Source organism: Marinomonas sp. AWM4_232, assembly GCF_056158325.1.
Genome location: NZ_JBSWTA010000001.1, coordinates 2,231,351 through 2,254,735, shown reverse-complemented (window position 1 = coordinate 2,254,735; position 23,385 = coordinate 2,231,351). Strand labels below are relative to the sequence as shown.

The following is a 23,385-nucleotide window of genomic DNA, read 5'->3' as shown; positions in this document are numbered from 1 at the left end:
CTGATTTGATAAGGAGCCCAAGATGTCGATTCCCTTTCCTACTGCCTTTCACCATATGCCGACACCAGCGTTTGTTGCTGAAGTCAGCAGCGGCGATATCGTAGCAGCCAATGCCAGCCTAGAGCATCTTTACCTAAACGTTGGAGCGGCTCGACAAAATACTTGGTCAAGCCTTGTCAACGATTCGTCATCGCAGCTTTCCGAGATTGTCACCAAAGTTCAACGGGGGGAAGTAGAGCGCATCAGTGCACGCCTTGAAGTAGGTGACCGTACATTAAGTGCCGAGATCTCGATTATTGAGCTCGATGACCAGCATATACTGGGCTACATCTCGCATACGGAGCACTTGGACTTTAGTGTCGCAGAAAACACCTTGCTTAAGTTCGCACTGACGGAGTCCTCGGCAGGTATTTGGATGTGGGAAATCGAGGGCGATACCATTTCCTGCTCTCAGTCCATTGCCTCCTTGTTGGGCTGTTCACTGGAAGAAACACCACACAGTGCTGAAGGCTGGCACGGCCGTGTTCACAAAGACGATCTACCCAAAATGATGCGTACGATACAAGAGCACATCAAACATAAGCAGCGCTACTACGAAGCTGAATATCGTATTCGACGTGGTAACGATGAGTATATTTGGGTACGTGAAAGAGGCCGCACTTACAGCCAAGATGCTAGCGGCAATGTGGCTAAAGTCATCGGTTTTATTGAAGACATTAGTCCTCAGAAAGCGCTAGAGGAGCACCTACGCTCTCAAGCAACCTTTGATGAGCTAACCGGTCTTTTAAACCGCGGTGCAGCGTTAACACACTTCACCAAACAACTTGGTCTTGCTCGTCGTCAGTATACCCCGCTCACCATGGCTAAAATTGACTTGGATGCACGTGGCTTACTTGCGGACATGCCTTTAGAACAGCGCAACACAGCGATCCATACGTCTGCTCGCTTTATCTATAAGAAGATACGTGAGGCGGATATTTTAGCTCGTGTCGCTCAAGATAAGCTGTTGTTATTATTGCCAAATACTAGTTTAAAAGATGCTCAGAAATTAATTAATAGCTTCTTAAAACCAAGTCAAGAAGAGCTAAAAGTATTAGAGTTTTCGGATGCCAGCCACCTTAACCTTTGCGTTGGCTTAGCCACCTTCCCTGAAGACGGCGAAACCATCGAAGAACTGGCACAAAGCGCAAACTCAGCGGTGGAAAAAGGCCGAACATCAGGCGTCGCTATTTCCATAGCAGAATAGCCAATATCTCAAGCAAAACTGAAAAAGGAGCCGCGGCTCCTTTTTTAGTTTGATTACAATGATCATTCACCTTGCAGCGTTAACACTATGCTGCGTGCGCCACCATGATTTCGGTGCTCACAAAGGTAAATCCCCTGCCAAATCCCTAAGTTCAAATCCCCATTCGTCACGGGAATATTCAAACTTGAACCAAGAATGCTGCTCTTAAGGTGCGCGGGCATGTCGTCGCTACCTTCATAAACATGCTGATAGTAAGGTTCGTTCTCCGGCACCGCATGATTAAAGTAGCTTTCAAAATCAACACGTACCGTAGGATCGGCGTTTTCATTGATGGTCAATGACGCAGAAGAATGCTTGATAAAGACATTCAGCAAGCCTATCTCGAGCTTTCGAAGCTCCGGTAGCTGACGCAAGATCTCGTCCGTGACCAGATGAAAGCCACGCTTACGCGGCGACAATTTGATCTCTTTTTGCAACCACATGGCTTAGCCTTTTTGGTAAACACTAAAACGGTAGTCGTAAGGGTTTGGACCCTCTGCTGCAAACGCTTCTTCGCCAATCTTTTCGTAGTTTTCCCAGTTTACTTCAGGGAAGAACGCATCGCCTTCGATCTCTGCATCCACGTGGGTGATGTAAAGGCGGTCTGCGCGTTCAAGGGCTAATGAATAGATTTGCGCGCCACCGATGATCATCACTTCTTCTTGACCATCCACAAGACAAATATCTTCACCAAGTTGAATCGCTGCCTCCAAAGAGCTGACAACATCCACACCTTCTGGCTGGTAATCTGGATTACGGCTGATGACGATATTACGGCGACCAGGAAGCGGCTTACCGATTGATTCAAACGTATTGCGCCCCATCACAATTGGCTTACCCATGGTCGCTTGCTTGAAGTATTTAAGGTCATTCGGCAGATGCCAAGGTAGGGAATTGTTAATACCGATTACACGGTTAGACGACATAGCAACGATTAGGGATAGCATTCTCACTCCAATACACACTGAGGGCAATTTGATATACTCTGCGCCAATATTATACCGACCATGGACTCAATTGCATGAAACAATATCTGGATCTTTGTCGTCGCATTATTGATGAAGGCGAATGGGTAGCAAACGAACGCACAGGCAAACGCTGCCTAACCGTGATTAACGCTGACCTAACCTATGATGTCGGTGCTGGTGAATTCCCATTAGTCACGACTCGAAAAAGCTACTGGAAATCTGCAATTGCCGAAATGATGGGCTATTTACGCGGCTATGATAACGCAGCCGACTTCCGAGCACTGGGCACCAAAACTTGGGATGCCAACGCCAATAAAAATCAGACGTGGCTAAATAACCCTTATCGTAAAGGCGAAGACGATATGGGGCTTTGCTATGGCGCGATTGGTCGTAACTTTCCAAAGCCTGATGGCGGCACGGTCGATCAATTACGCCAAATCGTGGACGATCTATCAAAGGGTGTAGATAACCGTGGCGAGATCTTCACTTTCTACCACCCTGGTGCACTGCATATGGCTTGCTTGCGCCCATGTATGTACAGTCATCACTTCTCCCTATTAGGCGACACCTTGTATCTGAACAGCACTCAGCGTAGCTGTGACGTGCCTCTAGGGCTTAACTTCAATATGGTACAAGTGTATTTCTTGCTCGCCATCATGGCGCAAATCACAGGTAAGAAACCAGGCAAGGCCTATCATAAAATCGTCAACGCTCATATCTACGAAGATCAACTTGAGTTAATGCGAGATGTACAGCTAAAACGCGAGCCACTGGCGGTGCCGACGTTCAAAATCAATCCAGCTATCACATCACTGGAAGACTTAGAAACATGGGTAACATTGGATGACTTCGAGCTAGAAGGCTATGAGTTCCATGATCCCATCGCTTACCCTTTTACGGTCTAACCGTTACGCTCAGCTAGAAGCAACAACGCCGTATCAATGATACGGCGTTGTTGTTTTCGAGACTGGCAAAGTCTTTTACTTTTGCGGGTAACGTTGCATTTTGAAACCAAACATCAAAAGCGCGATACCCAATAAAACCATCGGCGTGGATAAAATCTGCCCCTGTGTTAACCAACCAAAGGCTATGTAGCCCAGTTGCGGGTCCGGCTCTCGCACGAACTCCACCAGAATTCGGAAGATGCCGTAGAACAATAAGAACATACCTGATACGCAGTAACGTGGCTTGGATTTCTGCGAGAAAAACCAAAGTATCGTAAACAGAGCAACACCTTCTAGCGCAAATTGATAGAGCTGAGACGGGTGACGAGCCAGCTGAAGCGGATCTGTCGGGAAGATCATCGCCCAAGACACATCAGTCGGTTTACCCCAGAGTTCAGCGCCAATAAAGTTGCCAAGACGTCCAAGCCCTAGGCCAATCGGAACAAAGGGTGCGCCAAAATCCAATATATCGATGATGTGCTTTTGGGTTTTACGAGAAAACCACCACATGGCGGCAATAACACCTAATAACCCACCGTGGAATGACATCCCACCTTCCCATATACGGAACAGCACCAATGGGTTATCAACAAAGGAAGGGAACTGATAAAACAGAATATAGCCGATGCGACCACCAAGGATGACTCCCACCGCCCCAAAGAAAATCATGTCACTAACTTGCTCTGGCGTCCAAAGACCATTCGAACGCTTAGCGCGATAAACGCCGAGGTAATAGGCCGAAACAAAGCCAATTAAGTACATAAGGCCATACCAATGAATGGCAATAGGGCCGAGCGATACCGCTACCGGATCGATATTTGGATAGGCAATCATAAAAGTCTAATCGTTGGTTAGGTTATTGTAGAGCGGCCGTCTTCGACGGACGAATCAAGCGTTCGACACCGGCTTCTCGCGCAAGTTTCATCATCGTCTGGCGCACCGCATCAGAATGCACTAACGGTAACACCTGACGCAGCATGTCTTGCGCCTGCTCCATGGTCAGTTTACGTAGTACTGCTTTGACTTTCGGTAGGCTGGTTGAGCTCATCGATAACGTGTCATAACCCATCGCCATGATCAAAATGGCACCAAGTGGATCACCGGCCATCTCACCACATACGCTGAGCTTCACGCCTTCTCCTTTAGTGCGCTCGACAATGTCAGCTAAGGCACGCAACACCGCTGGGTGGAAGGTATGGTATAAGTTTGCCACTCGCGAATTATTTCGATCCACCGCTAGCAAATATTGAGTCAAGTCGTTGCTGCCCACCGACATGAAGTCGACCATGCCAGCAAGCTCTTTGGCTTGATACACAGCACTTGGCACTTCGATCATGACGCCAACCAATGGCATAACCACATCATAACCTTCCTCTTTGACTTCAGCGTAGGCGCGACGTATCAAAGCCAACGCTTCTTCTACTTCAGCCACGTTGGAAATCATTGGCAACATGATTTTAAGGTTATGTAAGCCTGCACTGGCTTTAATCATGGCACGAATCTGCGCCATGAAAATTTCAAGATGGTCCAGTGTGACACGAATACCACGCCATCCTAGGAATGGGTTTTCTTCGTTAATGGGGAAGTAAGGCAGCGCCTTATCCCCGCCAACATCTAACGTACGAATCGTTACTGGCGCTGGGGCAAAACCTTCTAATTGCTGACGATAGATCTGCTCTTGCTCCGCTTCGGTTGGGAAACGATCACGGATCATAAACGGTACTTCGGTACGATATAGCCCGACCCCTTCGGCACCACGATCGAGAGAGCGATTAATGTCCGCCAGCAAGCCTGTGTTCACATACAAGCCGATACGCTGACCATCTAAGGTCTCACAGGGCAGGTCTTTAAGCTGTTCGTACTCACTTTCTAGTTGGCGCTCTTCATCCACAATCTGCTGATAGCTGTCGATGATGGCTTCTGAAGGGTAAGTAAAGATCTGGCCAGAATAGCCATCGACAATCATATCGATCTTGTCAAGTTTGCTATACGGTAAATCGACCGCCCCCATCACCGTGGGAATGCCCATTGCACGTGCCAAAATTGCCACGTGAGAACTGCTGGAGCCCATTACAGAAACCAGACCTTTGACTTTTTCGAGGGGGAATTCGCCTAGCATCGATGCCGTCAACTCTTCACTCACCAAAATCACTGGCTCGGTTAAGTCTTCGGTAATGCTTGGTGTTTTCTCTTGCAAATGCGACAAGATGCGTCGACCCAGGTCGCGTATGTCCGACGCTCGCTCACGCAAATAGGGATCTTCCATTTGCTCGAAGAAAGAAATATGCAGCTTAATCACCTGACGAAGTGCACCAGGCGCCCAGTTGCCTTCTTCGATTTTACTAACAATTTCAGCAGCCAACGAGTTATCGTCGAGGATTTTTAAGTACACATCAAACAAGGCTTTTTCGTCATTGCTGATGTGCTGGCTTAAACGACTGCTGACTTTTTTAATATCACTTCGAACCGCTTCTAAAGCTTGGTAAAAGTCTTCAATCTCAGACTCTGTGCTTTGTGGAATACGATCTGGAATGACATCCAAATCCGCAGGCGGGAAAATAACCACAGCTTTGCCAATGGCGACACCAGAACTTCCTGCAATGCCTTTGTATCGAAAATCTGAACCAGGTGGCGGTGTATTAGGCGTTAGAGACATCATCGCCCCTGTCGCCTCAGCATGAGCGATTACACCCGCCAACTGTGCTGACAAAGTGATTAGAAAGGCTTCTTCACCTTCATCAAAGCGACGGCGCTCTTCGTGCTGAACCACCAGCACGCCAAGTACCTGGCGGTGGTGAATAATCGGCACACCTAGGAAGGATTTGTAACGCTCTTCGCCGGTACCACTTAAATAGTGGAACGCTGGGTGAATATGCGCATCCTCTAGGTTCACAGGCTCAGCACGGCGCCCAACCAAACTGACTAGGCCTTCATCCGATTTTAAGCTGAGCTTGCCCGCAGCATCAGCGTTTAAGCCGCGGGTCGCCATTAAGATATAATCTTGTGTGTTGGGATCCACTAAGTAGATTGAGCATACTTCAGAGCGCATCGCACGTCTTACACGTCGTACGATGATGTCCAGCGCAGCCTGCAATGACTGTGCTGCCGTAACCTCTTGAGTGATTCGTCTCAATAAACTTAACATAAATCCTCTACTTTCTTGAGCAGGACTAAGCTTATGCGGGCTTGTTCCTACGCTTTAGCCATCGATGTGCATTAGGGACTAACTCCTTAAGTGCACGACGATAAACATCCTTTTTGAACGCAACGACCTGGCCCAACGGATACCAATAACTTACCCAGCGCCACCCATCAAACTCAGGGCAATCTGTACCATCGACACACACGCACGCGTCAGCGCAGCGAATGGATAGCAAAAACCATTTCTGTTTCTGTCCAATACACAGGGGTTTGCTATTATGGCGAAGCATTCGCTTCGGTAAGCGGTAACGTAACCACCCTCGTGTTCTACCGACTATCTCAACTTGATGGGGTTCTAAGCCCACTTCTTCCTTAAGTTCTCGGTACAACGCCTCTTCAGGGGTCTCATCCGCTTTTATGCCGCCTTGGGGGAATTGCCACGCGTTTTGTCCAACACGCCTCGCCCAAAGAAGCTGGCCACGCTCGTTCATGAGGATGATGCCAACATTCGGTCTGTATCCGTCTGCATCAATCACGAGCTCTCACCTTATAACTAAAATCTAATGCTCATCATTGTTCCATAATTCGGTGTTCCACACAATTAATCGGGATGTTATTTGTCAATGCCATCGCTATACTGTGCAACACAATTTAATCAATAGGTGATGCTGTGACACTGGCAATTTTTGACTTAGATGGCACGCTACTAAGCGGCGACAGCGACTACAACTGGGGACAATTTCTTGTTGAGAAAGGCCTTGTAGACGTAAAGGAATACAAAGAAGCAAACGATCGTTTCTTTGAACAATACCAAGCGGGCATTCTGGATATTTTTGAATACCTTGCGTTTAGCCTTAAACCTCTGACACGTTTTAGCAAAACGGAGCGCGATACACTTCATGCAGAATTCATGGACACAAAAGTGCGCCCAATGATGCAAGAAGAAGCCACCAAGCTATTGAAGCATCATAAAGATCAAGGCCACTTTCTGCTCTTGATCACGGCAACCAACCAATTTGTTACAGGCCCTATTGCTGAAGCACTGGGCATGGACCACATTATTGCTCCTGTGCCAGAAGTCATTAACGATGAGTACACAGGAAATGTAGTGGGCATCCCAAGCTTCCAAGAAGGCAAAGTGACACGCCTAAACGATTGGCTGAAGGAAACGGGGCACTCTATGGAAGGCAGCTATTTCTATAGTGACTCACGTAATGATTTGCCACTGCTTGAGTTAGTCGACCACCCTATTGCCGTGGATGCTGACCCAACCCTGACCGACATCGCTAAAGAGCGCGGCTGGCCGCATATCTCTCTACGCGGTAATTCTATGTAAGGTAAAAACAAAAGCTGAGGCGCACAATCGCCTCGGCTTCTAATGCTTCAAGAAATTCTACTCCTGCTCTTATCCAGATCATCTACATAAATACTTCGCAGCTTCTTATTCAATATTCAACAACACCAAACACTGAATATTCGTTCATATCTTGCTCCGTTCTTATTTGATAAAAGTGAATTAATAAACCTAGGTTAATTACGCATCCTTAAGGACACATTACAGTGATGATTCAACACATGCATCACAGGATTTTATAATGAGTACTCTTCCAGCTTTACAATGGCGCTATTCCCCAAAACACTTTTCCGATCGCAAAGTACCTCAAGATCAACTCCTTGACCTAATTGAAGCGGCTCGTCTTTCCGCCTCATCTTATGGATTACAGCCTTACAAAATATGGGTAGTAGAAGACAAGGCTATCCGAGACAAATTGGCGGAGCACGCCTACCAGCAACCTCAGATAAAACAAAGTTCTCACTTATTAATCATAGCGAATGAAACGCAAATCGATGATCAAATTGTTGACCGTTATTTCCAACACTTCTATCAACAAACTAATACTGTAGCAGGCAGTATTGAGGGCTACTCCGAACATATCAAATCAGCTATTGCGGGTAAGACTATTCCGCAACGACAATCTTGGGCACAACAACAGGCTTATATTGCTTTAGGCGCTCTTTTGAGCGAAGCGGCAATGCAAAAAATAGACGCTTGCCCCATGACTGGATTCGAGCCAGACGCGTTCAACCGCATCTTAGGTTTAACCGAAAAACACCTAAATGCATGTGTTATCTGCGCCATAGGTTATCGAGAAGAGAAGGCAACTCCACCTAAAGTTCGTCTCCCCATCCAAGAATTTGCTCATTTTGTTGCATAGGAGTTATGTTGAGATGATCTTCAATCAATACCTAGAAGCTCTGGAGCTTAGCACGCCAAAAGAACCAAATTTGTCCTTCTTAAACGCTTTTACGATGCGACACATAGAGCGCTTCACATTTAATAATTTAGCCGTTCTTCTATGCCAAGATATACCCCTCGATTTATCAGCCGTTTTTAATAAAGTGGTGCTTCGTGGTATGGGTGGTTATTGCTTTGAGCAGAATAAACTTGCCTATGAAGCCTTGTCTCATTGGGGATTCAATGTCCGATTGTTGCTAGCTCGAGTCATCAATAATAATGAACGGCCAGTGCCTAGAACCCACCGTATTACCTTAGTGGAACTAAACAACCAACGTTATTTAGCTGATGTAGGATTCGGCGCAGCATGTCCGATAATTCCAATAAGCTTGGATAACCCTCTGCCGCAGCAAGCAGGGTTTGAACACTATCAAATTCAGAAAAACGATCATAATGAATACGAGCTTTGGCAATGCAATGAAGATGGACCTTTTTTGCTATATCGCTTCGATTTAGCCCAATACAGCGATGCGGATTGTGAGTTGGGACACTTCTACTCCCATAAACACCCAAACGCTGTGTTCAAAAATAATTTAGTCGTCAGCAAGAAAACATCTGCCAGCGCCATATCCATTGCCAATCAACGCCTAAAATACAGCTCCACTTCAAGTACGAATATCGAACTTATTGAGTCATCCAAAGCACTGTTTGAGATTCTGACAAACCTGTTTCAGTTACAAGTCGAACAAGAGGTCTGTGAGTTTCTATTTGAGCATCACATTGTGCCTAAAATCGAACATTCGGTAGTGTAAGGAGGTGCAGTTTGCAATCGATTTTTGCTGCGATAGTTTGGGCATGGCTGATGGCTTCATCATTCATAGTCTCCGCTTACGTAACGCCCTATGCTTCACCACTCGCGGCCACAGGGTTACGCTTCCTCATGGCCTTGATGCTGATGACGCCCATTTATTATTGGCTCCCCAAACAACCGGAACATACTCTTAGTAACGTACTTAGATCAGCCTCTTTAAGCGCAAAGTATCTGTTGATCAGCGGTGCGTTAGTGGGCTTTTTTATTGGACTATTTAGCGCACTGAAGACCACAACGTCGTTGAATACCTCTGTGATGTATACCTTGGTACCACTGCTTGGGGCCATTCTCATGTCGGCTTTTGGTAAACGAACCTCCAGGCGGCATTGGTTGGGCTATGTTGTGGGCTCGACAGGCGCCACTTGTGTCCTAGTCTTTACGCGAGAAGGGACGCTGAATTGGCATCTAGGCGATGGCATTTATTTTATTGCTTGTACATTGCTGGCTTTGCACGTCGTTTGCGTTCAGCGCTGGGGAAGAGATATTGTCGCCTTTATTGGTGCCTTTCGGATCATGTTTTTTGGCTGCGTTTGGCTTATTCCAATCACACTTATGTGGGGAGAGCTCTCCAATGTTGCTTGGCACGCGCCCGAGTTTTGGTGGATCATAGTTTATTTAACCTTGTTTACCACCTTGCTCACGTTTGTTTTACAGCAAGTGATTATTAGGTTTGGTGGGGCTTCCCGCTTACTGGCCTTTAGCTATACCGTGCCAATATGGGTGGCTTTATATCAAACCCTTCAACATCCCACCGAGATTCTGTCCTATGGCTTTCTTATCGGTTCCGGTATGGTCTTAGTCGCTCTCTTTATGATTGATAGTCGTCAAAACCTTCAAATGGAATCGTCTAATGGATAAACAGTTTTTAATGCAACAGCTAAGGCACTTCTTTGATCAATATCAAACAGGTATAGATTGGGAGAAGTGCCAGATCACACCGAAGGTGCATGTTCTGAATAAAGGCGAGTGTTTACTCAAACAAGGTGAGCTCAGTGATAGGATGTTCTTTCTTGGTAGCGGCTTAGTACGTTACTACAGCCTGTCTGAAAGTGGTAAAGAATACACGCAAACGTTATCTAAGGCGCCCAGACTGGTTGGCTCAACCCAAGCACTGACCCTAGCTCGGCCAGCTTTATTTAGCATCGAGGCCTTAACAACCAGTGTGGCTTTATCTTTTCAATGGCAATCATTTTATCAGCAAATGAGTCAGGATTTGGCTTTTACTCAAGCTTACGTACGCTTTTTGGAAAGCATTTTCATTAGCAAAGAACAAAAAGAACATGCGATGGTTAAGCATTCAGCTACACAACGTTATTTGGACTTTTGCCGTGATTTCTCCGAGTTAATGGAAACACTCCCAAAGCAGCAGATTGCCTCTTATATTGGTATTACACCCATTGCTTTAAGCCGTATTCGCGCGCAATTAAAGAACGACGGAGAATAAAAAAACGCAGCCGTGGCTGCGTTTTTAGGAGCTTACAGACCCATATTATTGTGCACTCGGTAGAACAGTGCTTTTAGGTACTCAGTCTCAGGGATCGCTGGGTGAACAGGATGATCTGGCGCTTGCGTACCGCGGTAAATCAGCTGTGAAAAACGCTCTAGCTGACGGCTATTGCTGCGTACGATATCGTGTAAACGGCCCGTCTCAAGGTGCATTGAGCAAGAACCTGATACCAAGATCCCGCCTTTTGCAACAAGACGCATGGCTAGCTGGTTAGCACGGTGATACGCACCTTCCCCTGCTTTAATGTCTTTACGACGAGCAATAAACGCAGGTGGGTCCATAACAACGACATCAAAGCGCTGCTTCTCTTCAATCAGAGCGTTCATCGCTTCAAATGCATCGCCCTGCATAAGATTGGACTCACCTTCGTATTGATTCAACGCCAAGTTTGCATCGACATGGTCAAGTGCGGCTTCAGAGGCATCAATGAAAGTGACCTCCGTCGCACCGGCCGCTGCGGCTTGTACGCCCCAACCGCCTACATAAGAAAATACGTCGAGTACTTTCTTACCAGAACAGAAAGTCTGCATGGTTTTGCGGTTTTCGCGGTGATCGTAGAACCAGCCGGTTTTCTGACCGTCCCAGACGGGTGCTTGGAACAAGACATCGTTTTCTTTTAGATAAACCACTTCAGGCACATGACCGAAGACTTCTTCCACATAGGTGTCGAGTCCTTCTACGTTACGCATCTTGCCATCATTTTTCATCAGGATCGCACTTGGCTTAACAACTTCTTGTAACGCTTCGATCACTTCATTCTTAACGCGCTCAATGCCCGCAGTAGAAATCTGCACGACTAGGATATCGGCAAAACGGTCTACTACTAATCCAGATAGCCCGTCAGAATCACCAAACACCAAACGATAATATGGCTCAGGGTAAACACTGTCACGTAAAGACAATGCGATCTTTAAGCGGTGAACAATAGTGGATTTATTTAAAACTGTCTCAGTGCTTCGGCTAATCAAGCGACCACAGATCAGCGTATTAGGATTGATCATGGCAACGCCTAATGGCTTTCCATGAGCCGTTTCGACAATGACTTGATCTCCCGCATTAAATTGCTTTAAAGGCGTCGCATCTGTATTCACTTCATTGCTATAAATCCACTGATGGCCGGCACGTAGCCTTCTATCTGCCTGACCTTTTAACCGAATTACACTCAAAGTACTCACCAAGGTTATAGAAAAACGTTATTATAAGTGTTCAGTATTTGATTTCTACTTTGACAATGTAAATTTATAATCACAACGATTGTCATGAGACCGACAGAGGTTAAGATGTCCACCGGCTTAAACGACGAACAACTCAAGCGAGTTCTTCAGGGAATATCAATCCCACCTCAACCACAAGTAATGGTCGATTTACATATGGAACAGGCAATGCCGGAACCCGATATGAGGCGGATTGCCCAAATAATTGCACAAGATGTAGGGCTCTCTGCCGCAGTATTGAAATTCGTCAACTCTGCCTACTATGGCCTTCCAAGAAAAATCTCTTCTATACAACAAGCTGTTATGATGCTCGGTACAAATGCCATTGCAAATATCGTCAACGGCCTAGCAGTGAAAAGCGAGCTTACAGATGGGGCAATTGAAACGATGCACAATTTTTGGGACAACGCGATGGATGTCGCTGCGGTATGTTCCAGCATCGCAAATCAAATTGGCTTCAAATATCAAGATGAATGCTACGCACTTGGACTATTCCATAACGCAGGTATTCCACTCATGATGAGCCGATTTGAAGGCTATAAAGATGTATTAGAACAAGGCTACCAATCAAACACTTTTGAGCTAACCGATGTCGAAAATAAAGCCTTTCGGACCAACCATTCGGTTGTAGGTTATTACTTAGCAAAATCATGGGCATTACCTAAAGCTTGTTGTTACGTTATTGCTCATCATCACCGACCATTAAAACTATTCAACGAGCGCATTGCAGGGGACAGCAAATACCTGACTTTTATGTCCATTTTGAAGATGGCAGAGCACATAAGCGCTACCTACGAATTCCTTGGTAAAGCCAGCGAAGATTATGAGTGGGCGCAAATTAAGCATTACGCATTAGAGCATCTTGAACTCACTGAGTACGACTTTGAAGGCATTGTCGATACCTGCCGCGAGCAAGGCATTGGTAACATGTGATGCCCACCCAATAAAACAAAGAAGAGCGCCACGGCGCTCTTCTTTGTTTTTAGCATTCTGCACTAAGCCTTAGCTTCAATAGGAAACATCACCAGGTGATCCAAGTTTACCGTTAGGCCGATTTCTTGACCGATGGAATGGTTGTGATGGGATGAAGCAAAACAGTAAGTCACTTTTCCAGAAGGCAGTTTTACACGATATAAGAAATAAGAACCACGGAACCACTTGCTTACGATTAAGCCTTTGAACTCGCTATCATCGTCGTGAAGAATGTCATCAGGCCGAACAAGCAAATCTACTTTTTCACCCGACTGGAAGCCATGGTCCATATCACCGTGAATTTCACCAAGGTCAGAGTGCACACAATTCACACCACAAACCACTGCTGGCAAGAAGTCACCTTGACCAATGAACATAGCGACAAAACGCGAAACCGGTTCGTGATAGATCTCGTAAGGCGTCCCTACCTGTAGAATCTTGCCCGCTTCCATAATCGCCACACGATCTGCCATCGCAAAGGCTTCTGCCTGATCATGGGTGACCAGAATCGCGCTGACTTTTTCATGCAGCAAAATCGCTCGAATATCCGGTACCAGCTCTTCCCTTAATTTTGCATCTAAGCCAGAAAAAGGTTCATCCATCAGTAATAACTTAGGCTTAGGCGCGATAGCACGAGCCAGCGCAACCCGTTGCTGCTGCCCACCTGACAATGAATCTGGGTAGCGGTCCCTATAACCAGCCAAACCAACTAGCTCAAGCAAATAATCAATGCGGGCATTGGCTTCTTGTTTTGTCCAATGCTTTAAGCCAAAAGCAATGTTCTCGCCGATGGATAAATGAGGAAACAGAGCAATATCTTGAAACACCATACCGATGCTTCGTTTCTCAGGACTCACGGTTGTTTCAGCCGAAGAAATCACGTCATTGTCCAACGATATATCGCCAGCCATGAGCGGCTCAAATCCAGCGATCGCCCTAAGTAACGTTGACTTACCACAGCCACTTGGGCCCAACAGGCAACCAATCTCGCCTTCTACGATTCTGAAGTTGGCGTCTTGAACCACAGGCGTTCCTTGATAGCCCACCACAATATGGTTCAACTTCAGTTCTTTTAACATTTTATTCGGTGGCATGGCGGTCATGTGAATCCCCAATAAACTTAGTGAGCACTGGATGAAATAGAACGACTGAGCAGAATCACGGGGATTAACCCCACTGCAACAATCATTAATGATGCCGGCGCCGCATCGACTAATCTCTCATCAGACGCTAATTCAAATGCCCGTACGGCCAAGGTATTAAAGTTAAACGGGCGCAAAATCAGTGTTGCTGGTAGTTCTTTTAGTACATCAACAAACACTATCAATAGTGCTGTGAGTACCGAGCTTTTCAGCAGTGGAACATGTATACGACGCAGTACTTCTGCAGGTGAGCATCCCAATGAACGCCCCGCCATGTCCATGCTTGGTTTAACCTTACCTAAACCGCTTTGTACCGAACCGAGCGATACAGCCATAAAACGGACAGTGTAGGCTAATAATAAAGCAATGATCGTCCCAGAAAAGAACAAGCCAATTTTTTGATCAAAGGCGTATTTCACCCAATCAATAATACGATGATCAATCCACGCTAGGGGCACAATAACGCCAATTGCAATGATGGTGCCCGGCAAGGCGTACCCCATCCCCGATGTCACAATGGCGGTTTGTACGCCCTTAGTGGGGTGCAAACGTCCTGCATAGGCAAGGACCAACGCTAAGGATACAGTAATTAGAGCCGCTAAGGCGGCCAGATAAAAAGAGTTCCAAGATAATTGAATGAAGTCCCAGCCAACGGTTTCTGCTTCGAATAGAGCCCAGAACAACAGCACACCAGCGGGTATAACAAACCCAGCAATTACAGGGATAGCACACGCTAACCAGGCTGCTAGACCATAACGTCCACGCAACTCGACCTTACGCTGGCTTGCTTTCCTCAATCCAGAGGCATGATAAGAGATTTTTCTTCGAGAATAGCGTTCTGTAAAAATCAGAACAGCGACAAATAGCAGCAAAATACCAGCTAGCTGCGACGCAGCGGCGAGATCACCAAATCCATAGAAGGTACGCATAATGCCCGTGGTGAAAGTGGTCACACCAAAGTACTGCACCGTACCGTAATCCGCTAATGTCTCCATCATCGCTAGTGTCACCCCAGCTACAATCGCTGGACGAGCCATCGGCAGTGCTAAGCGAATAAAGGCTTGAGGCGCTGAATAACCCAATGTACGACAGACTTCTAAGGTGTTAGCAGACTGCTCTAGAAAAGCAGCGCGACTCATTAAATACACGTAAGGGTACAACACTAACGACAGCATAGTGATCGCACCGCCAAGCGAGCGCATTTCAAAGAACCAATACTCTCCGTAGCCAAGCCCTGTGGTGTCGCGAATAAACGTTTGCACCGGTCCCGCAAAGTCAAATAAGCCCGTATAGGTATAGGCAATAATGTAGGCTGGCATGGCCAGTGGCAATAGTAACGCCCAAGAGAACAAGCTTCGACCACGGAACTCACAAACACTGGTCAACCATGCTGCCGGAACCCCCATCACTAATGTGCCAAAGGTCACGCCCAGCATCAGCAAAAATGAGTTAGAGACATAGTCAAACAGCAGCGTATTGTAGAGATGCTGCCAAACATCACTACCACCTAAAAAGATATTGATAGCGATGATCAAAACAGGCACCGCCAACACGAGTGCAATGAGAATGGCAGAGACTTTTAACAGAGATACCCTACTTCGCTGGCGCGAGGTAGGGTGGGTATGGGTCAGAGTCGACATGGACAGATGTACCCTTTTATTTTGTAATTATTTCCAACCAGCAGCGTCCATCATTTCAACGGCTTGGCGGTTATTATCACCCAATACACTTAATGACATGGAATCCGCTTTGAACTCACCAAATGGTTGCAAGCTTTTTGGTGGCGCAACGCCTTCTACCACTGGGTACTCGTTATTAACATCAGCGTACCAGACTTGGCTTTCATGATTAGTTAAGTATTCAACTAAAAGCTTAGCATTATCAATGTTAGTCGCCGAAACGGTTAAACCAATACCACTGACATTGACGTGAGCACCACGCTCACCTTCTGCTTGGTTTGGCCAAAACAAAGCCACTTTATTGTAGACTTCGCGATCTTTGGCATTTTCACTTTGCCCTAGACGACCAAAGTAGTATGTGTTCGCAAGTGTAATATCACAAACACCGGCTGCAACCGCTTTAAGCAAATCAGTATCACCACCAAATGGTGGGCGAGCTAAGTTGCCAACAAAGCCGTTAAGCCAAGCTTGTGTCTCCTCAGCGCCATCCGCCTCGATCATGGATGCGACCAAAGACTGGTTATAGATGTTTGAGGAAGAACGAGTACAAATACGGCCTTTCCATTTAGCGTCTGCGAGCGCTTCATAAGTAGAAAGCTCTGCAGCATCCACTTTTATCGGGTTGTAAAAAATGACACGTGCACGTTGAGACAAACCATACCAGTAGCCGTCGCGATCATGAAGATTATCTGGCACGACGTCGTTTAATACGTCCGTTTCAAAAGACTGCAGTACGCCAGCATCTTTCGCTCGGTATAAACGGCCTGCATCTACCGTGATGAATACATCGGCAGGGCTTGCGTCACCTTCTACTTGAAGACGTCGCAACAATGCATCCGCATCACCCGTAACCAAGTTTACCGTTACATCGTGTGCTTTTGAGAAGGCATCAAGGGCGGGAGCGATCAACGCTTCTTTACGCGCAGAGTAAACATTCACTTCGCCTGCAGCATAGGACACAGAGGAAGCGATCGTTGCGCCAGCCAAAGCCATGAGGGTAACACTCTTTTTGAGCAATGAGCGCGTTGACGCGCGCGAGAAATCCGCTAATGCATTCATCGTGACAACCTTAAAAAACCAAGCTTAATCTTATAGCTAATAACAGCTTATCTTAGAAAGATACTATAAATGAAAACTGTTTTTGTTTACATAGTTTGAGTTGAGTTGATGCTTTTCCATTTACAAAGTGCCTTCGATTATTGGTTCAAGCCCGCGGCATGAGCCACAAGCTTTCGCTTAATCGAAGGAGATTTATGGCACAACTTTAAACCTAAGTTGCGCAGCTGAACTACGGCAGGCTGTTGTGTCGTGAAAACCCGCTTAAACGCCTCCATGGACGCGGACATGGCGATGTTATCCAGCATACGCGCCCTTTGGTAACGACGCAGAATTTTTAGACTACCTAGCATTTCGCCACGCTGATGGGCTTTTACTAAAATTGGCACCAATGCACTGACATCGGCAAAGCCAAGGTTCGCCCCCTGCCCCGCTAACGGGTGAATTGTATGGGCTGCATCACCAATCAAGACAAAACCTTGTTGAACATAGTGTTTTGCATGGCGCTGACGCAAAGGAATAGCCATACGCGGTACGGTTAGTGACAACGCGGTAAAACGTCGATTGATAGCGTAAGTAAGACGACGACAAAAAGCGTCTTCTTCAAGCGCCATCAATTGCTCAGCATCGGCAGGAGAAACCGACCAGACAATGGAAACATAATGCTTGTCAGCCACACTCGGCATCGGCAAAAATGCCAAAATCCCTTCCTCACCAAATGCTTGCCAAGCAGTGTTCTCATGGGCGGCATCGATCTCTACAGTAGTAACGATTGCATGATGGCCATAATCCCATTCAACGGTATCCACATTGTTTTGCTGACGTAGACTTGAGTTCGCTCCATCAGCAGCAATCAACACAGCCCCACGAAGCGATCGATCTGATGCCAATACCACTTCAACGCCACTTTCTTGCTCCTGATGTGAAGCAACGGCATCGTCAAAGTACAGATCAATGCCGCGGGTATCATGAACACTCTTCATGAGGGCATCACACAGGGCAGCGTTTTCCACAAGCTGGCCTAATGAGGCAGTCTGTTGATAACGTACGTCGAAATCCACATAACCATCCCCAAGGCCATCCCAAACCGCCATACGCTGATAGGGTGCCAAACGCTCTTTAGCAATGCGCTGCCAAGCCCCTGCTTGTTCTAAAAGCGTTTGTGATAAAGCTGAAATCGCGCTAACACGAGCATCATAAGCAGGTGGTGTAGACAAAGGATAGCGACCAGAGTGTTTGTCGATTAACGCAACCGTTAACCCTTTCTGAGCCGTCAAGACAGCGGTCAATGCGCCGACCATACCGGCACCCACAATGATTACATCGTATTCTCTGGCCATTCAGATCCAATCCCCAAATATAAGTTACTTCGCAGCCATCAAGGCTTCAATCTCATGAATTTCTTTCGGCAGTCCGTGGGTCAATACGAATGGGCCGTTTTCTTGGATGAGGATGTCATCCTCAATACGAATACCGATGCCGCGCCATTTCGCATCCACATTTTCATTATCTGGATTCACATACAAGCCAGGCTCTAACGTCACCACCATGCCAGCCTCAAGAGGTCGCGCTTCACCATTTAGCTTATAGCGACCGCAGTCATGAACATCTAGCCCCAACCAATGGCCAGTATTGTGCATGTAAAAGTCGCGATACGCCTTGCTCTCAATCAGTTCATCGACAGAGCCATTTAGCAGTCCAAGCGCCACAAGTCCTTCAGTCAATACTTTAACCGCCGCATTGTGGAACGCGTCATAAGGCGCTCCGACCACCATTTGCTCAAGACCTGCGTAGTATGCATCCAATACCACTTGATAAAGTTGCGCCTGCGGTTCACTGAATTTACCGTTGGCAGGAAACGTTCGCGTAATATCCGACGCATAGCAACCTAATTCACCACCCGCATCAATCAAGATCAAATCACCGTCTTCGATCTTTTCGTCATTTTTGATGTAATGCAAAACGCAGGCATTTTTACCCGATGCAACGATGTTGTTGTAGGCCGGCACTCGCGCACCTTGTTTCATGAACACATAATTCAGCTCTGCTTCCAGTTGATATTCCATCATCCCTGGTCGGACTGATTTCATCGCTTGGGTATGAGCTTCAACACTGATTTGCGCAGCACGCTCCATAATTTCGATCTCACCAAGATCTTTGATCAAGCGCATTTCGTGCACGGCATCACTCATATCAATGAGGCCTTTTGGTGCTACAGCCCCCTGACGCGCTCGAGCCGCCAGCTGGTCGCGCCAATTCAATGCTTGATCACGTAATTGCTCGTCGTCGATCAATAGTGCAATGTGATCGGCGCCATCTAACAATTCCAAAGCAAGATCATCCAGCTCATCCAGTTCAGCTGCTTGATCCAGTCCAAATGTCTGCATCGCCCCTGTAATGCCATGGCGAAAGCCATCCCATTGCTCGCGTTCTGGATCTTTCGGTAGCACAGCCATGTGGCTCTCACCAGAAGGCAAAATAAACAGCACAGCACTTGGCTCTTGATAGCCAGTTAAGTAAAAGAAGCTAGAATGTGGTCGAAACTCATAATCGCAATCGTTATTGCGTGTCACCAGTTCACCTGAGCGGATGACCGCTACGGTATTGTCAGAGCCTAGTTGACTCATTAAACGCTGTCTGCGTTCACGATAAATGGCTTTCGATAAATTCATTGCTTACTCCTTTTACGTCACACTAAAGGATTAGTGGAACAATGGTGCTTGACCAGCATCGTTATCATTTGAAACGGAATGGTGCTCAGAATACAACATCATGGCAGAGAGACGCACGTACTCAACCAATTCGGTTAAGTCTGTCTCATTGTCATTATTCTCTTCTAAGTCTTGCATGTCGGCTTGCATGGCAGAAATGTTGGCAAAGTCCTGTAACACCTGTTTCGCGTCATCAGATAGATTTGGCTTGTGACCGGACAAACCGTAGCCAGCTAGAAATCCATGAGCCCATTGCGACAAAGTAGTACCACGTTCGCTTAGTGGCGCATCATCATCGCTCATGCAAGGCACCAACGCATATTCACCATTTTGATACAGGGCGATGGTCGATTGGTACAGCTCAACAATGGCTGCACGACTCGCCTCTTCTTTCCAACCATCAATATCGCAGAACTCTGCAACCATCGTCAGCCAATCTTCTAATGGCAAACCAACGCCTGATGCAAGGTAACCGCAAAGTTGACCATGTAGCTCTGCGGGGGACGCGGAAATCGACTCGGTTACGAATACATCGGCAATAAGATCGAAATCCAATGCATCTAAAAGCATGTCTGTGGACATAGTAAAACCTTATTTTTCGAATAAATAATAAAGCCGTACCCTAGGGTACGGCTCTGAATGGATCGACCTAATATAAGTCATACTTACTTAGGTACAAGTCTAGCCTATTTGTTTCAGGCCAGACTCAAGTGTTTGCAGGATCAGGGTGTTAATCGTCATTGGACCCACACCACCTGGCACTGGTGTGATCGCAGCAGCACGATCATAAAGAGGTGCAAGTTCAATGTCACCAACACCACCTGGGTGGTAGCCAGCATCGACAACAACCGCGCCATCTTTAATCCACTCTGCTTTGATAAGCTCTGGCTTACCAACAGCACCAACAATTACATCGGCTTGTTTTACGAACTCAGGTAGGTTTTGAGTGCGGGAGTGACAGATTGTGACGGTCGCGTTGGCATTTAGCATCATCATTGCCATTGGTTTACCCAAAATAGGGCTACGGCCAACAACCACTACATGCTTACCAGCAAGATCAATGTTGTACGCCTCAAGCAAACGCATGATACCTGCTGGTGTCGCAGCGCCATAAGCTGGCTCTTGCATCGCCATGCGACCAAAACCTAAACAAGTCACGCCATCTACGTCTTTGTGCGCAGCAATGGCATCAAAACATGCACGCTCATCAATCTGAGCAGGTACAGGATGTTGCAATAGAATGCCGTGAACGTCTGAATTGGCGTTCAACTCTTCGATCTTCGCTAGCAACTCTTCTGTGGTAGTTGTCTCAGGAAGCTCAATCGCAAGTGAGTCCATTCCTACGCGGCGGCAAGCATTGCCTTTCATTTTAACGTATGTCGCTGAAGCTGGATCCGCGCCTACTAGGATCGTCGCTAGAATTGGGGTACCGCCGGTACGCTCTTTTAGTTCAGCAACTTGCTTTGCCAAACGCTCTTCGGTTTCTTTCGCGCATTGTTTGCCGTCAAGAACCAGTGCAGCCATGAATGAACTCCTGCAAAATAAAAAGTCTGTGGTTTAAATGGGGGACGCAGATTATATCCTATAATCCTCGTCCTGCCGCCCCTATCGACGTAAATACCTCAGGAAATATTCGTCATTCGTCGCCCATTGGTAAGATATGATCCACCATCAATTGTAAATTGCGCTGCCCTCTGAACTCATTGATGTCTAATTTGTAAACCAAACGTGCCCGTTGCGCCTGATTAGGCCAGACTGACAAATCACAAAAGAAATGAATACCATCAATTAACATGCCGCTGTTAGGCTCACGTAATGTCAGTTTTAGATGCTTCTCGCCTACAATTCTTTGCTGTAATACCTCAAACGTGCCATCAAAACACGGCTCAGGAAAAGCTTGCCCCCATGGCCCCGCCACCCGAAGTTGCTCTGCAAACTCTAAGCTAAAATCTTCTGGGGCAAGCTCACCATCGGTATAGACGGTAGCCTCAAGCTGCTCTGGCGTTACCCACTCTTCGATAATCTGATCAAACGCCTTAGTGAAGGTTTCATAATGCTCCGCTTTGATCGACATACCCGCCGCCATCGCATGACCGCCAAATTTCGACAACAATTCAGGGTGTCGCTTGGCCAATAAATCCAAGGCATCACGAATGTGCACACCAGGTATCGATCTGGCTGAACCTTTTAAAGTATCGTCATCCGCTTTAGCAAAGGCAATAACTGGGCGGTGACACTTTTCTTTCATGCGTGAAGCAAGAATACCAATGACCCCTTGATGCCAGTCTTCTTGGTAAAAACACATGCCGTAAGGTAAATCCGATACTTCCTCAATAGAGGCCAAGGATTTTTCGGCTTGCTGTTTCATGTCTGATTCAATGGCTTTGCGCTCTCGATTCAGTTGATCTAATTGCTCTGCGTAAGAGCGAGCTAAAAACGCTTGCTCACTCAGTAGGCACTCAATACCAATCGACATATCATCTAAACGCCCTGCCGCATTCAAGCGTGGCCCCACGACAAAACCTAAATCGGTTGCTTTTACTCGGCTTGCCTCTCGCCCCCCTAGCTCTAATAAGGCAAGAATCCCTGGGCGTGCTTTACCAGCTTGAATGCGCGCCAATCCTTGTTGAACCAGAATACGATTGTTTGCATCCAGTGGCACGACATCAGCCACCGTTCCAAGGGCTACGATATCAAGGTATTCAGACATATTTGGACGGGGAATATGCGCTCTTTCGAACCAGCCACGCTGTGTGAGCTGAGCCCTAAGAGCAGACATCACATAGAAAATCACACCAACGCCTGCTAACGATTTACTCGGGAATTGGCAGTCAGGATGGTTGGGATTCACAATGGCATCCGCATTGGGCAGTACATCCCCTGGTAAGTGATGGTCTGTCACAATTACTTGCATACCAGCTGCTTTTGCCGCGGCCACACCATCGATACTGGCAATACCATTGTCGACCGTGACCAATACATCCGCTTCTTGTTCTTGCACGAGTGTGACGATTTCAGGCGTTAAGCCATAGCCATATTCAAACCGGTTTGGAACGATGTACTGTGGCTCCACCGCCCCCATTGCAGTCAATGCAAGAATACCCAGAGTGGTAGAGGTGGCACCATCTGCATCAAAGTCACCAACAATGACTATGCGTTTTTCATGTTCAATCGCGTCCGCCAAAATAGTCGCGGCATTATTGATATCAAAAAACTGCTTAGGATGAGCCAAACTCGCCAGTTTATATTCCAGTTCCTCAGGCCCTAACACACCTCTGGCTTGATAAATACGGGACAATGTTTTCGGAAAATGGCTAGGGAAGCGGTTCTCCAATGAGCCATCAAGTGAACGAGTTAGGATGCGCATGCAGTCTTCTTATTTATAAAAGAAAATTAAATAGATGGGATTTTTAGAGGTTAACATAAATGTCTTAGCAGGACTAAAGCACATAACTCGAATAATGATGACGTCACTCGCGTTCTTCATTCAGCCACAGACTTAACTATTGTTTAGGTTTTAAATTAGAGAAAATAAGGCACTGTAACGCACCGCAAGGATCCGTTACATAAGCTCGATAAGTTTGCACGATTAGTGGAATTAGCGTCACTATCGTGCATTTTTACCTTTCAAGCAAAACAAGCTCAGTTATTATCCACGC

Annotated in this window: 22 protein-coding genes; 8 read left to right on the top strand and 14 right to left on the bottom strand. The window is 46.7% G+C overall.

Annotated features, from left to right (window positions below):
- Positions 1-22 precede the first annotated feature (22 nt).
- Positions 23-1,246: a PAS domain-containing protein gene (locus ACXAC1_RS10800; protein ID WP_475061481.1), complete on the top strand. Its 1,224-nt coding sequence runs from the start codon at positions 23-25 to the stop codon at positions 1,244-1,246.
- 62 nt (positions 1,247-1,308) lie between these two features.
- Here ACXAC1_RS10800 and ACXAC1_RS10795 read toward each other — a convergent pair whose 3' ends face one another.
- Both ACXAC1_RS10795 and folA read right to left on the bottom strand, forming a co-directional pair.
- On the bottom strand, positions 1,309-1,728 hold the full coding sequence (locus tag ACXAC1_RS10795) for a secondary thiamine-phosphate synthase enzyme YjbQ (protein ID WP_475061480.1): 420 nt from the start codon (positions 1,726-1,728) through the stop codon (positions 1,309-1,311).
- Between the two features lie 3 nt (positions 1,729-1,731).
- Entirely contained in the window at positions 1,732-2,232 is a 501-nt protein-coding gene (gene folA, locus ACXAC1_RS10790) for a type 3 dihydrofolate reductase (RefSeq protein ID WP_475061479.1), read from the bottom strand.
- Positions 2,233-2,306: 74 nt separating this feature from the next.
- Between folA and ACXAC1_RS10785 the strand changes: the two genes are divergently transcribed.
- Entirely contained in the window at positions 2,307-3,158 is an 852-nt protein-coding gene (locus ACXAC1_RS10785) for a thymidylate synthase (protein ID WP_475061478.1), read from the top strand.
- Between the two features lie 75 nt (positions 3,159-3,233).
- Here the strand turns inward: ACXAC1_RS10785 and lgt are convergent, their stop codons facing one another.
- Genes lgt through ACXAC1_RS10770 form a run of 3 tightly spaced genes read right to left on the bottom strand, consistent with a single transcriptional unit; the run spans position 3,234 to position 6,874 of the window.
- Positions 3,234-4,031 (bottom strand): prolipoprotein diacylglyceryl transferase, encoded by a 798-nt coding sequence (gene lgt / locus ACXAC1_RS10780; protein WP_133564935.1) that lies wholly within the window; start codon positions 4,029-4,031, stop codon positions 3,234-3,236.
- A 22-nt stretch (positions 4,032-4,053) separates the two neighbouring features.
- Positions 4,054-6,342, bottom strand: a complete 2,289-nt coding sequence (gene ptsP / locus ACXAC1_RS10775; protein ID WP_475061477.1) for a phosphoenolpyruvate--protein phosphotransferase — start codon at positions 6,340-6,342, stop codon at positions 4,054-4,056.
- Between the two features lie 31 nt (positions 6,343-6,373).
- A complete protein-coding gene (locus ACXAC1_RS10770) occupies positions 6,374-6,874 on the bottom strand; it encodes an RNA pyrophosphohydrolase (protein WP_133564939.1) in 501 nt (166 codons plus the stop codon).
- Positions 6,875-7,008: 134 nt separating this feature from the next.
- Here ACXAC1_RS10770 and ACXAC1_RS10765 point away from each other — a divergent pair, with 134 nt between their 5' ends.
- From ACXAC1_RS10765 to ACXAC1_RS10745, 5 genes are all read left to right on the top strand, one after another.
- Complete coding sequence (locus tag ACXAC1_RS10765; protein ID WP_475061476.1) at positions 7,009-7,674, top strand: histidinol-phosphatase; 666 nt, start codon at positions 7,009-7,011, stop codon at positions 7,672-7,674.
- A 259-nt stretch (positions 7,675-7,933) separates the two neighbouring features.
- Positions 7,934-8,554, top strand: coding sequence for an NAD(P)H-dependent oxidoreductase (locus ACXAC1_RS10760; protein WP_475061475.1), 621 nt, complete (start codon positions 7,934-7,936; stop codon positions 8,552-8,554).
- A gap of 13 nt (positions 8,555-8,567) precedes the next feature.
- On the top strand, positions 8,568-9,386 hold the full coding sequence (locus ACXAC1_RS10755) for an arylamine N-acetyltransferase family protein (protein ID WP_475061474.1): 819 nt from the start codon (positions 8,568-8,570) through the stop codon (positions 9,384-9,386).
- Between the two features lie 11 nt (positions 9,387-9,397).
- Complete coding sequence (locus ACXAC1_RS10750) at positions 9,398-10,303, top strand: DMT family transporter (RefSeq protein WP_475061473.1); 906 nt, start codon at positions 9,398-9,400, stop codon at positions 10,301-10,303.
- Positions 10,296-10,889 carry a Crp/Fnr family transcriptional regulator gene (locus ACXAC1_RS10745; protein WP_475061472.1) on the top strand — a complete coding sequence of 198 codons (594 nt, stop codon included), beginning with the start codon at positions 10,296-10,298 and terminating at the stop codon, positions 10,887-10,889. Before ACXAC1_RS10750 ends, ACXAC1_RS10745 begins: the two co-directional genes overlap by 8 nt.
- Positions 10,890-10,921: 32 nt before the next feature.
- Here the strand turns inward: ACXAC1_RS10745 and ACXAC1_RS10740 are convergent, their stop codons facing one another.
- On the bottom strand, positions 10,922-12,118 hold the full coding sequence (locus ACXAC1_RS10740; RefSeq protein ID WP_475061471.1) for a class I SAM-dependent rRNA methyltransferase: 1,197 nt from the start codon (positions 12,116-12,118) through the stop codon (positions 10,922-10,924).
- A 114-nt stretch (positions 12,119-12,232) separates the two neighbouring features.
- Here ACXAC1_RS10740 and ACXAC1_RS10735 point away from each other — a divergent pair, with 114 nt between their 5' ends.
- A complete protein-coding gene (locus ACXAC1_RS10735; protein ID WP_475061470.1) occupies positions 12,233-13,099 on the top strand; it encodes an HDOD domain-containing protein in 867 nt (288 codons plus the stop codon).
- 62 nt (positions 13,100-13,161) lie between these two features.
- Here ACXAC1_RS10735 and ACXAC1_RS10730 read toward each other — a convergent pair whose 3' ends face one another.
- From ACXAC1_RS10730 to recJ, 8 genes are all read right to left on the bottom strand, one after another.
- A complete protein-coding gene (locus tag ACXAC1_RS10730) occupies positions 13,162-14,241 on the bottom strand; it encodes an ABC transporter ATP-binding protein (protein ID WP_475061469.1) in 1,080 nt (359 codons plus the stop codon).
- Positions 14,242-14,258: 17 nt separating this feature from the next.
- Positions 14,259-15,920: an ABC transporter permease gene (locus ACXAC1_RS10725; protein ID WP_475061468.1), complete on the bottom strand. Its 1,662-nt coding sequence runs from the start codon at positions 15,918-15,920 to the stop codon at positions 14,259-14,261.
- A 27-nt stretch (positions 15,921-15,947) separates the two neighbouring features.
- Positions 15,948-17,018, bottom strand: a complete 1,071-nt coding sequence (locus tag ACXAC1_RS10720; RefSeq protein WP_475061467.1) for an extracellular solute-binding protein — start codon at positions 17,016-17,018, stop codon at positions 15,948-15,950.
- 137 nt (positions 17,019-17,155) lie between these two features.
- Positions 17,156-18,355: a UbiH/UbiF/VisC/COQ6 family ubiquinone biosynthesis hydroxylase gene (locus tag ACXAC1_RS10715; protein WP_475061466.1), complete on the bottom strand. Its 1,200-nt coding sequence runs from the start codon at positions 18,353-18,355 to the stop codon at positions 17,156-17,158.
- A gap of 24 nt (positions 18,356-18,379) precedes the next feature.
- Entirely contained in the window at positions 18,380-19,687 is a 1,308-nt protein-coding gene (locus ACXAC1_RS10710) for an aminopeptidase P N-terminal domain-containing protein (RefSeq protein WP_475061465.1), read from the bottom strand.
- 30 nt (positions 19,688-19,717) lie between these two features.
- Positions 19,718-20,308, bottom strand: coding sequence for a UPF0149 family protein (locus ACXAC1_RS10705; protein WP_133564956.1), 591 nt, complete (start codon positions 20,306-20,308; stop codon positions 19,718-19,720).
- Positions 20,309-20,407: 99 nt separating this feature from the next.
- The gene (folD, locus tag ACXAC1_RS10700) at positions 20,408-21,250 is read right to left on the bottom strand and encodes a bifunctional methylenetetrahydrofolate dehydrogenase/methenyltetrahydrofolate cyclohydrolase FolD (protein WP_133564958.1); all 843 of its coding nucleotides are present in this window, start codon (positions 21,248-21,250) and stop codon (positions 20,408-20,410) included.
- A 112-nt stretch (positions 21,251-21,362) separates the two neighbouring features.
- A complete protein-coding gene (recJ, locus tag ACXAC1_RS10695) occupies positions 21,363-23,093 on the bottom strand; it encodes a single-stranded-DNA-specific exonuclease RecJ (RefSeq protein ID WP_475061464.1) in 1,731 nt (576 codons plus the stop codon).
- Positions 23,094-23,385: the final 292 nt, after the last annotated feature.

Excerpts from the sequence above, each read along its gene's own strand:
- ACXAC1_RS10800 (WP_475061481.1), top strand. The coding sequence starts at position 23 with ATGTCGATTCCCTTTCCTACTGCCTTTCACCATATGCCGACACCAGCG.
- ACXAC1_RS10795 (WP_475061480.1), bottom strand. The coding sequence starts at position 1,728 with ATGTGGTTGCAAAAAGAGATCAAATTGTCGCCGCGTAAGCGTGGCTTT.
- folA (WP_475061479.1), bottom strand. The coding sequence starts at position 2,232 with ATGCTATCCCTAATCGTTGCTATGTCGTCTAACCGTGTAATCGGTATT.
- ACXAC1_RS10785 (WP_475061478.1), top strand. The coding sequence starts at position 2,307 with ATGAAACAATATCTGGATCTTTGTCGTCGCATTATTGATGAAGGCGAA.
- lgt (WP_133564935.1), bottom strand. The coding sequence starts at position 4,031 with ATGATTGCCTATCCAAATATCGATCCGGTAGCGGTATCGCTCGGCCCT.
- ptsP (WP_475061477.1), bottom strand. The coding sequence starts at position 6,342 with ATGTTAAGTTTATTGAGACGAATCACTCAAGAGGTTACGGCAGCACAG.
- ACXAC1_RS10760 (WP_475061475.1), top strand. The coding sequence starts at position 7,934 with ATGAGTACTCTTCCAGCTTTACAATGGCGCTATTCCCCAAAACACTTT.
- ACXAC1_RS10755 (WP_475061474.1), top strand. The coding sequence starts at position 8,568 with ATGATCTTCAATCAATACCTAGAAGCTCTGGAGCTTAGCACGCCAAAA.
- ACXAC1_RS10745 (WP_475061472.1), top strand. The coding sequence starts at position 10,296 with ATGGATAAACAGTTTTTAATGCAACAGCTAAGGCACTTCTTTGATCAA.
- ACXAC1_RS10735 (WP_475061470.1), top strand. The coding sequence starts at position 12,233 with ATGTCCACCGGCTTAAACGACGAACAACTCAAGCGAGTTCTTCAGGGA.
- ACXAC1_RS10730 (WP_475061469.1), bottom strand. The coding sequence starts at position 14,241 with ATGACCGCCATGCCACCGAATAAAATGTTAAAAGAACTGAAGTTGAAC.
- ACXAC1_RS10725 (WP_475061468.1), bottom strand. The coding sequence starts at position 15,920 with ATGTCGACTCTGACCCATACCCACCCTACCTCGCGCCAGCGAAGTAGG.
- ACXAC1_RS10720 (WP_475061467.1), bottom strand. The coding sequence starts at position 17,018 with ATGAATGCATTAGCGGATTTCTCGCGCGCGTCAACGCGCTCATTGCTC.
- ACXAC1_RS10715 (WP_475061466.1), bottom strand. The coding sequence starts at position 18,355 with ATGGCCAGAGAATACGATGTAATCATTGTGGGTGCCGGTATGGTCGGC.
- ACXAC1_RS10710 (WP_475061465.1), bottom strand. The coding sequence starts at position 19,687 with ATGAATTTATCGAAAGCCATTTATCGTGAACGCAGACAGCGTTTAATG.
- ACXAC1_RS10705 (WP_133564956.1), bottom strand. The coding sequence starts at position 20,308 with ATGTCCACAGACATGCTTTTAGATGCATTGGATTTCGATCTTATTGCC.
- folD (WP_133564958.1), bottom strand. The coding sequence starts at position 21,250 with ATGGCTGCACTGGTTCTTGACGGCAAACAATGCGCGAAAGAAACCGAA.
- recJ (WP_475061464.1), bottom strand. The coding sequence starts at position 23,093 with ATGCGCATCCTAACTCGTTCACTTGATGGCTCATTGGAGAACCGCTTC.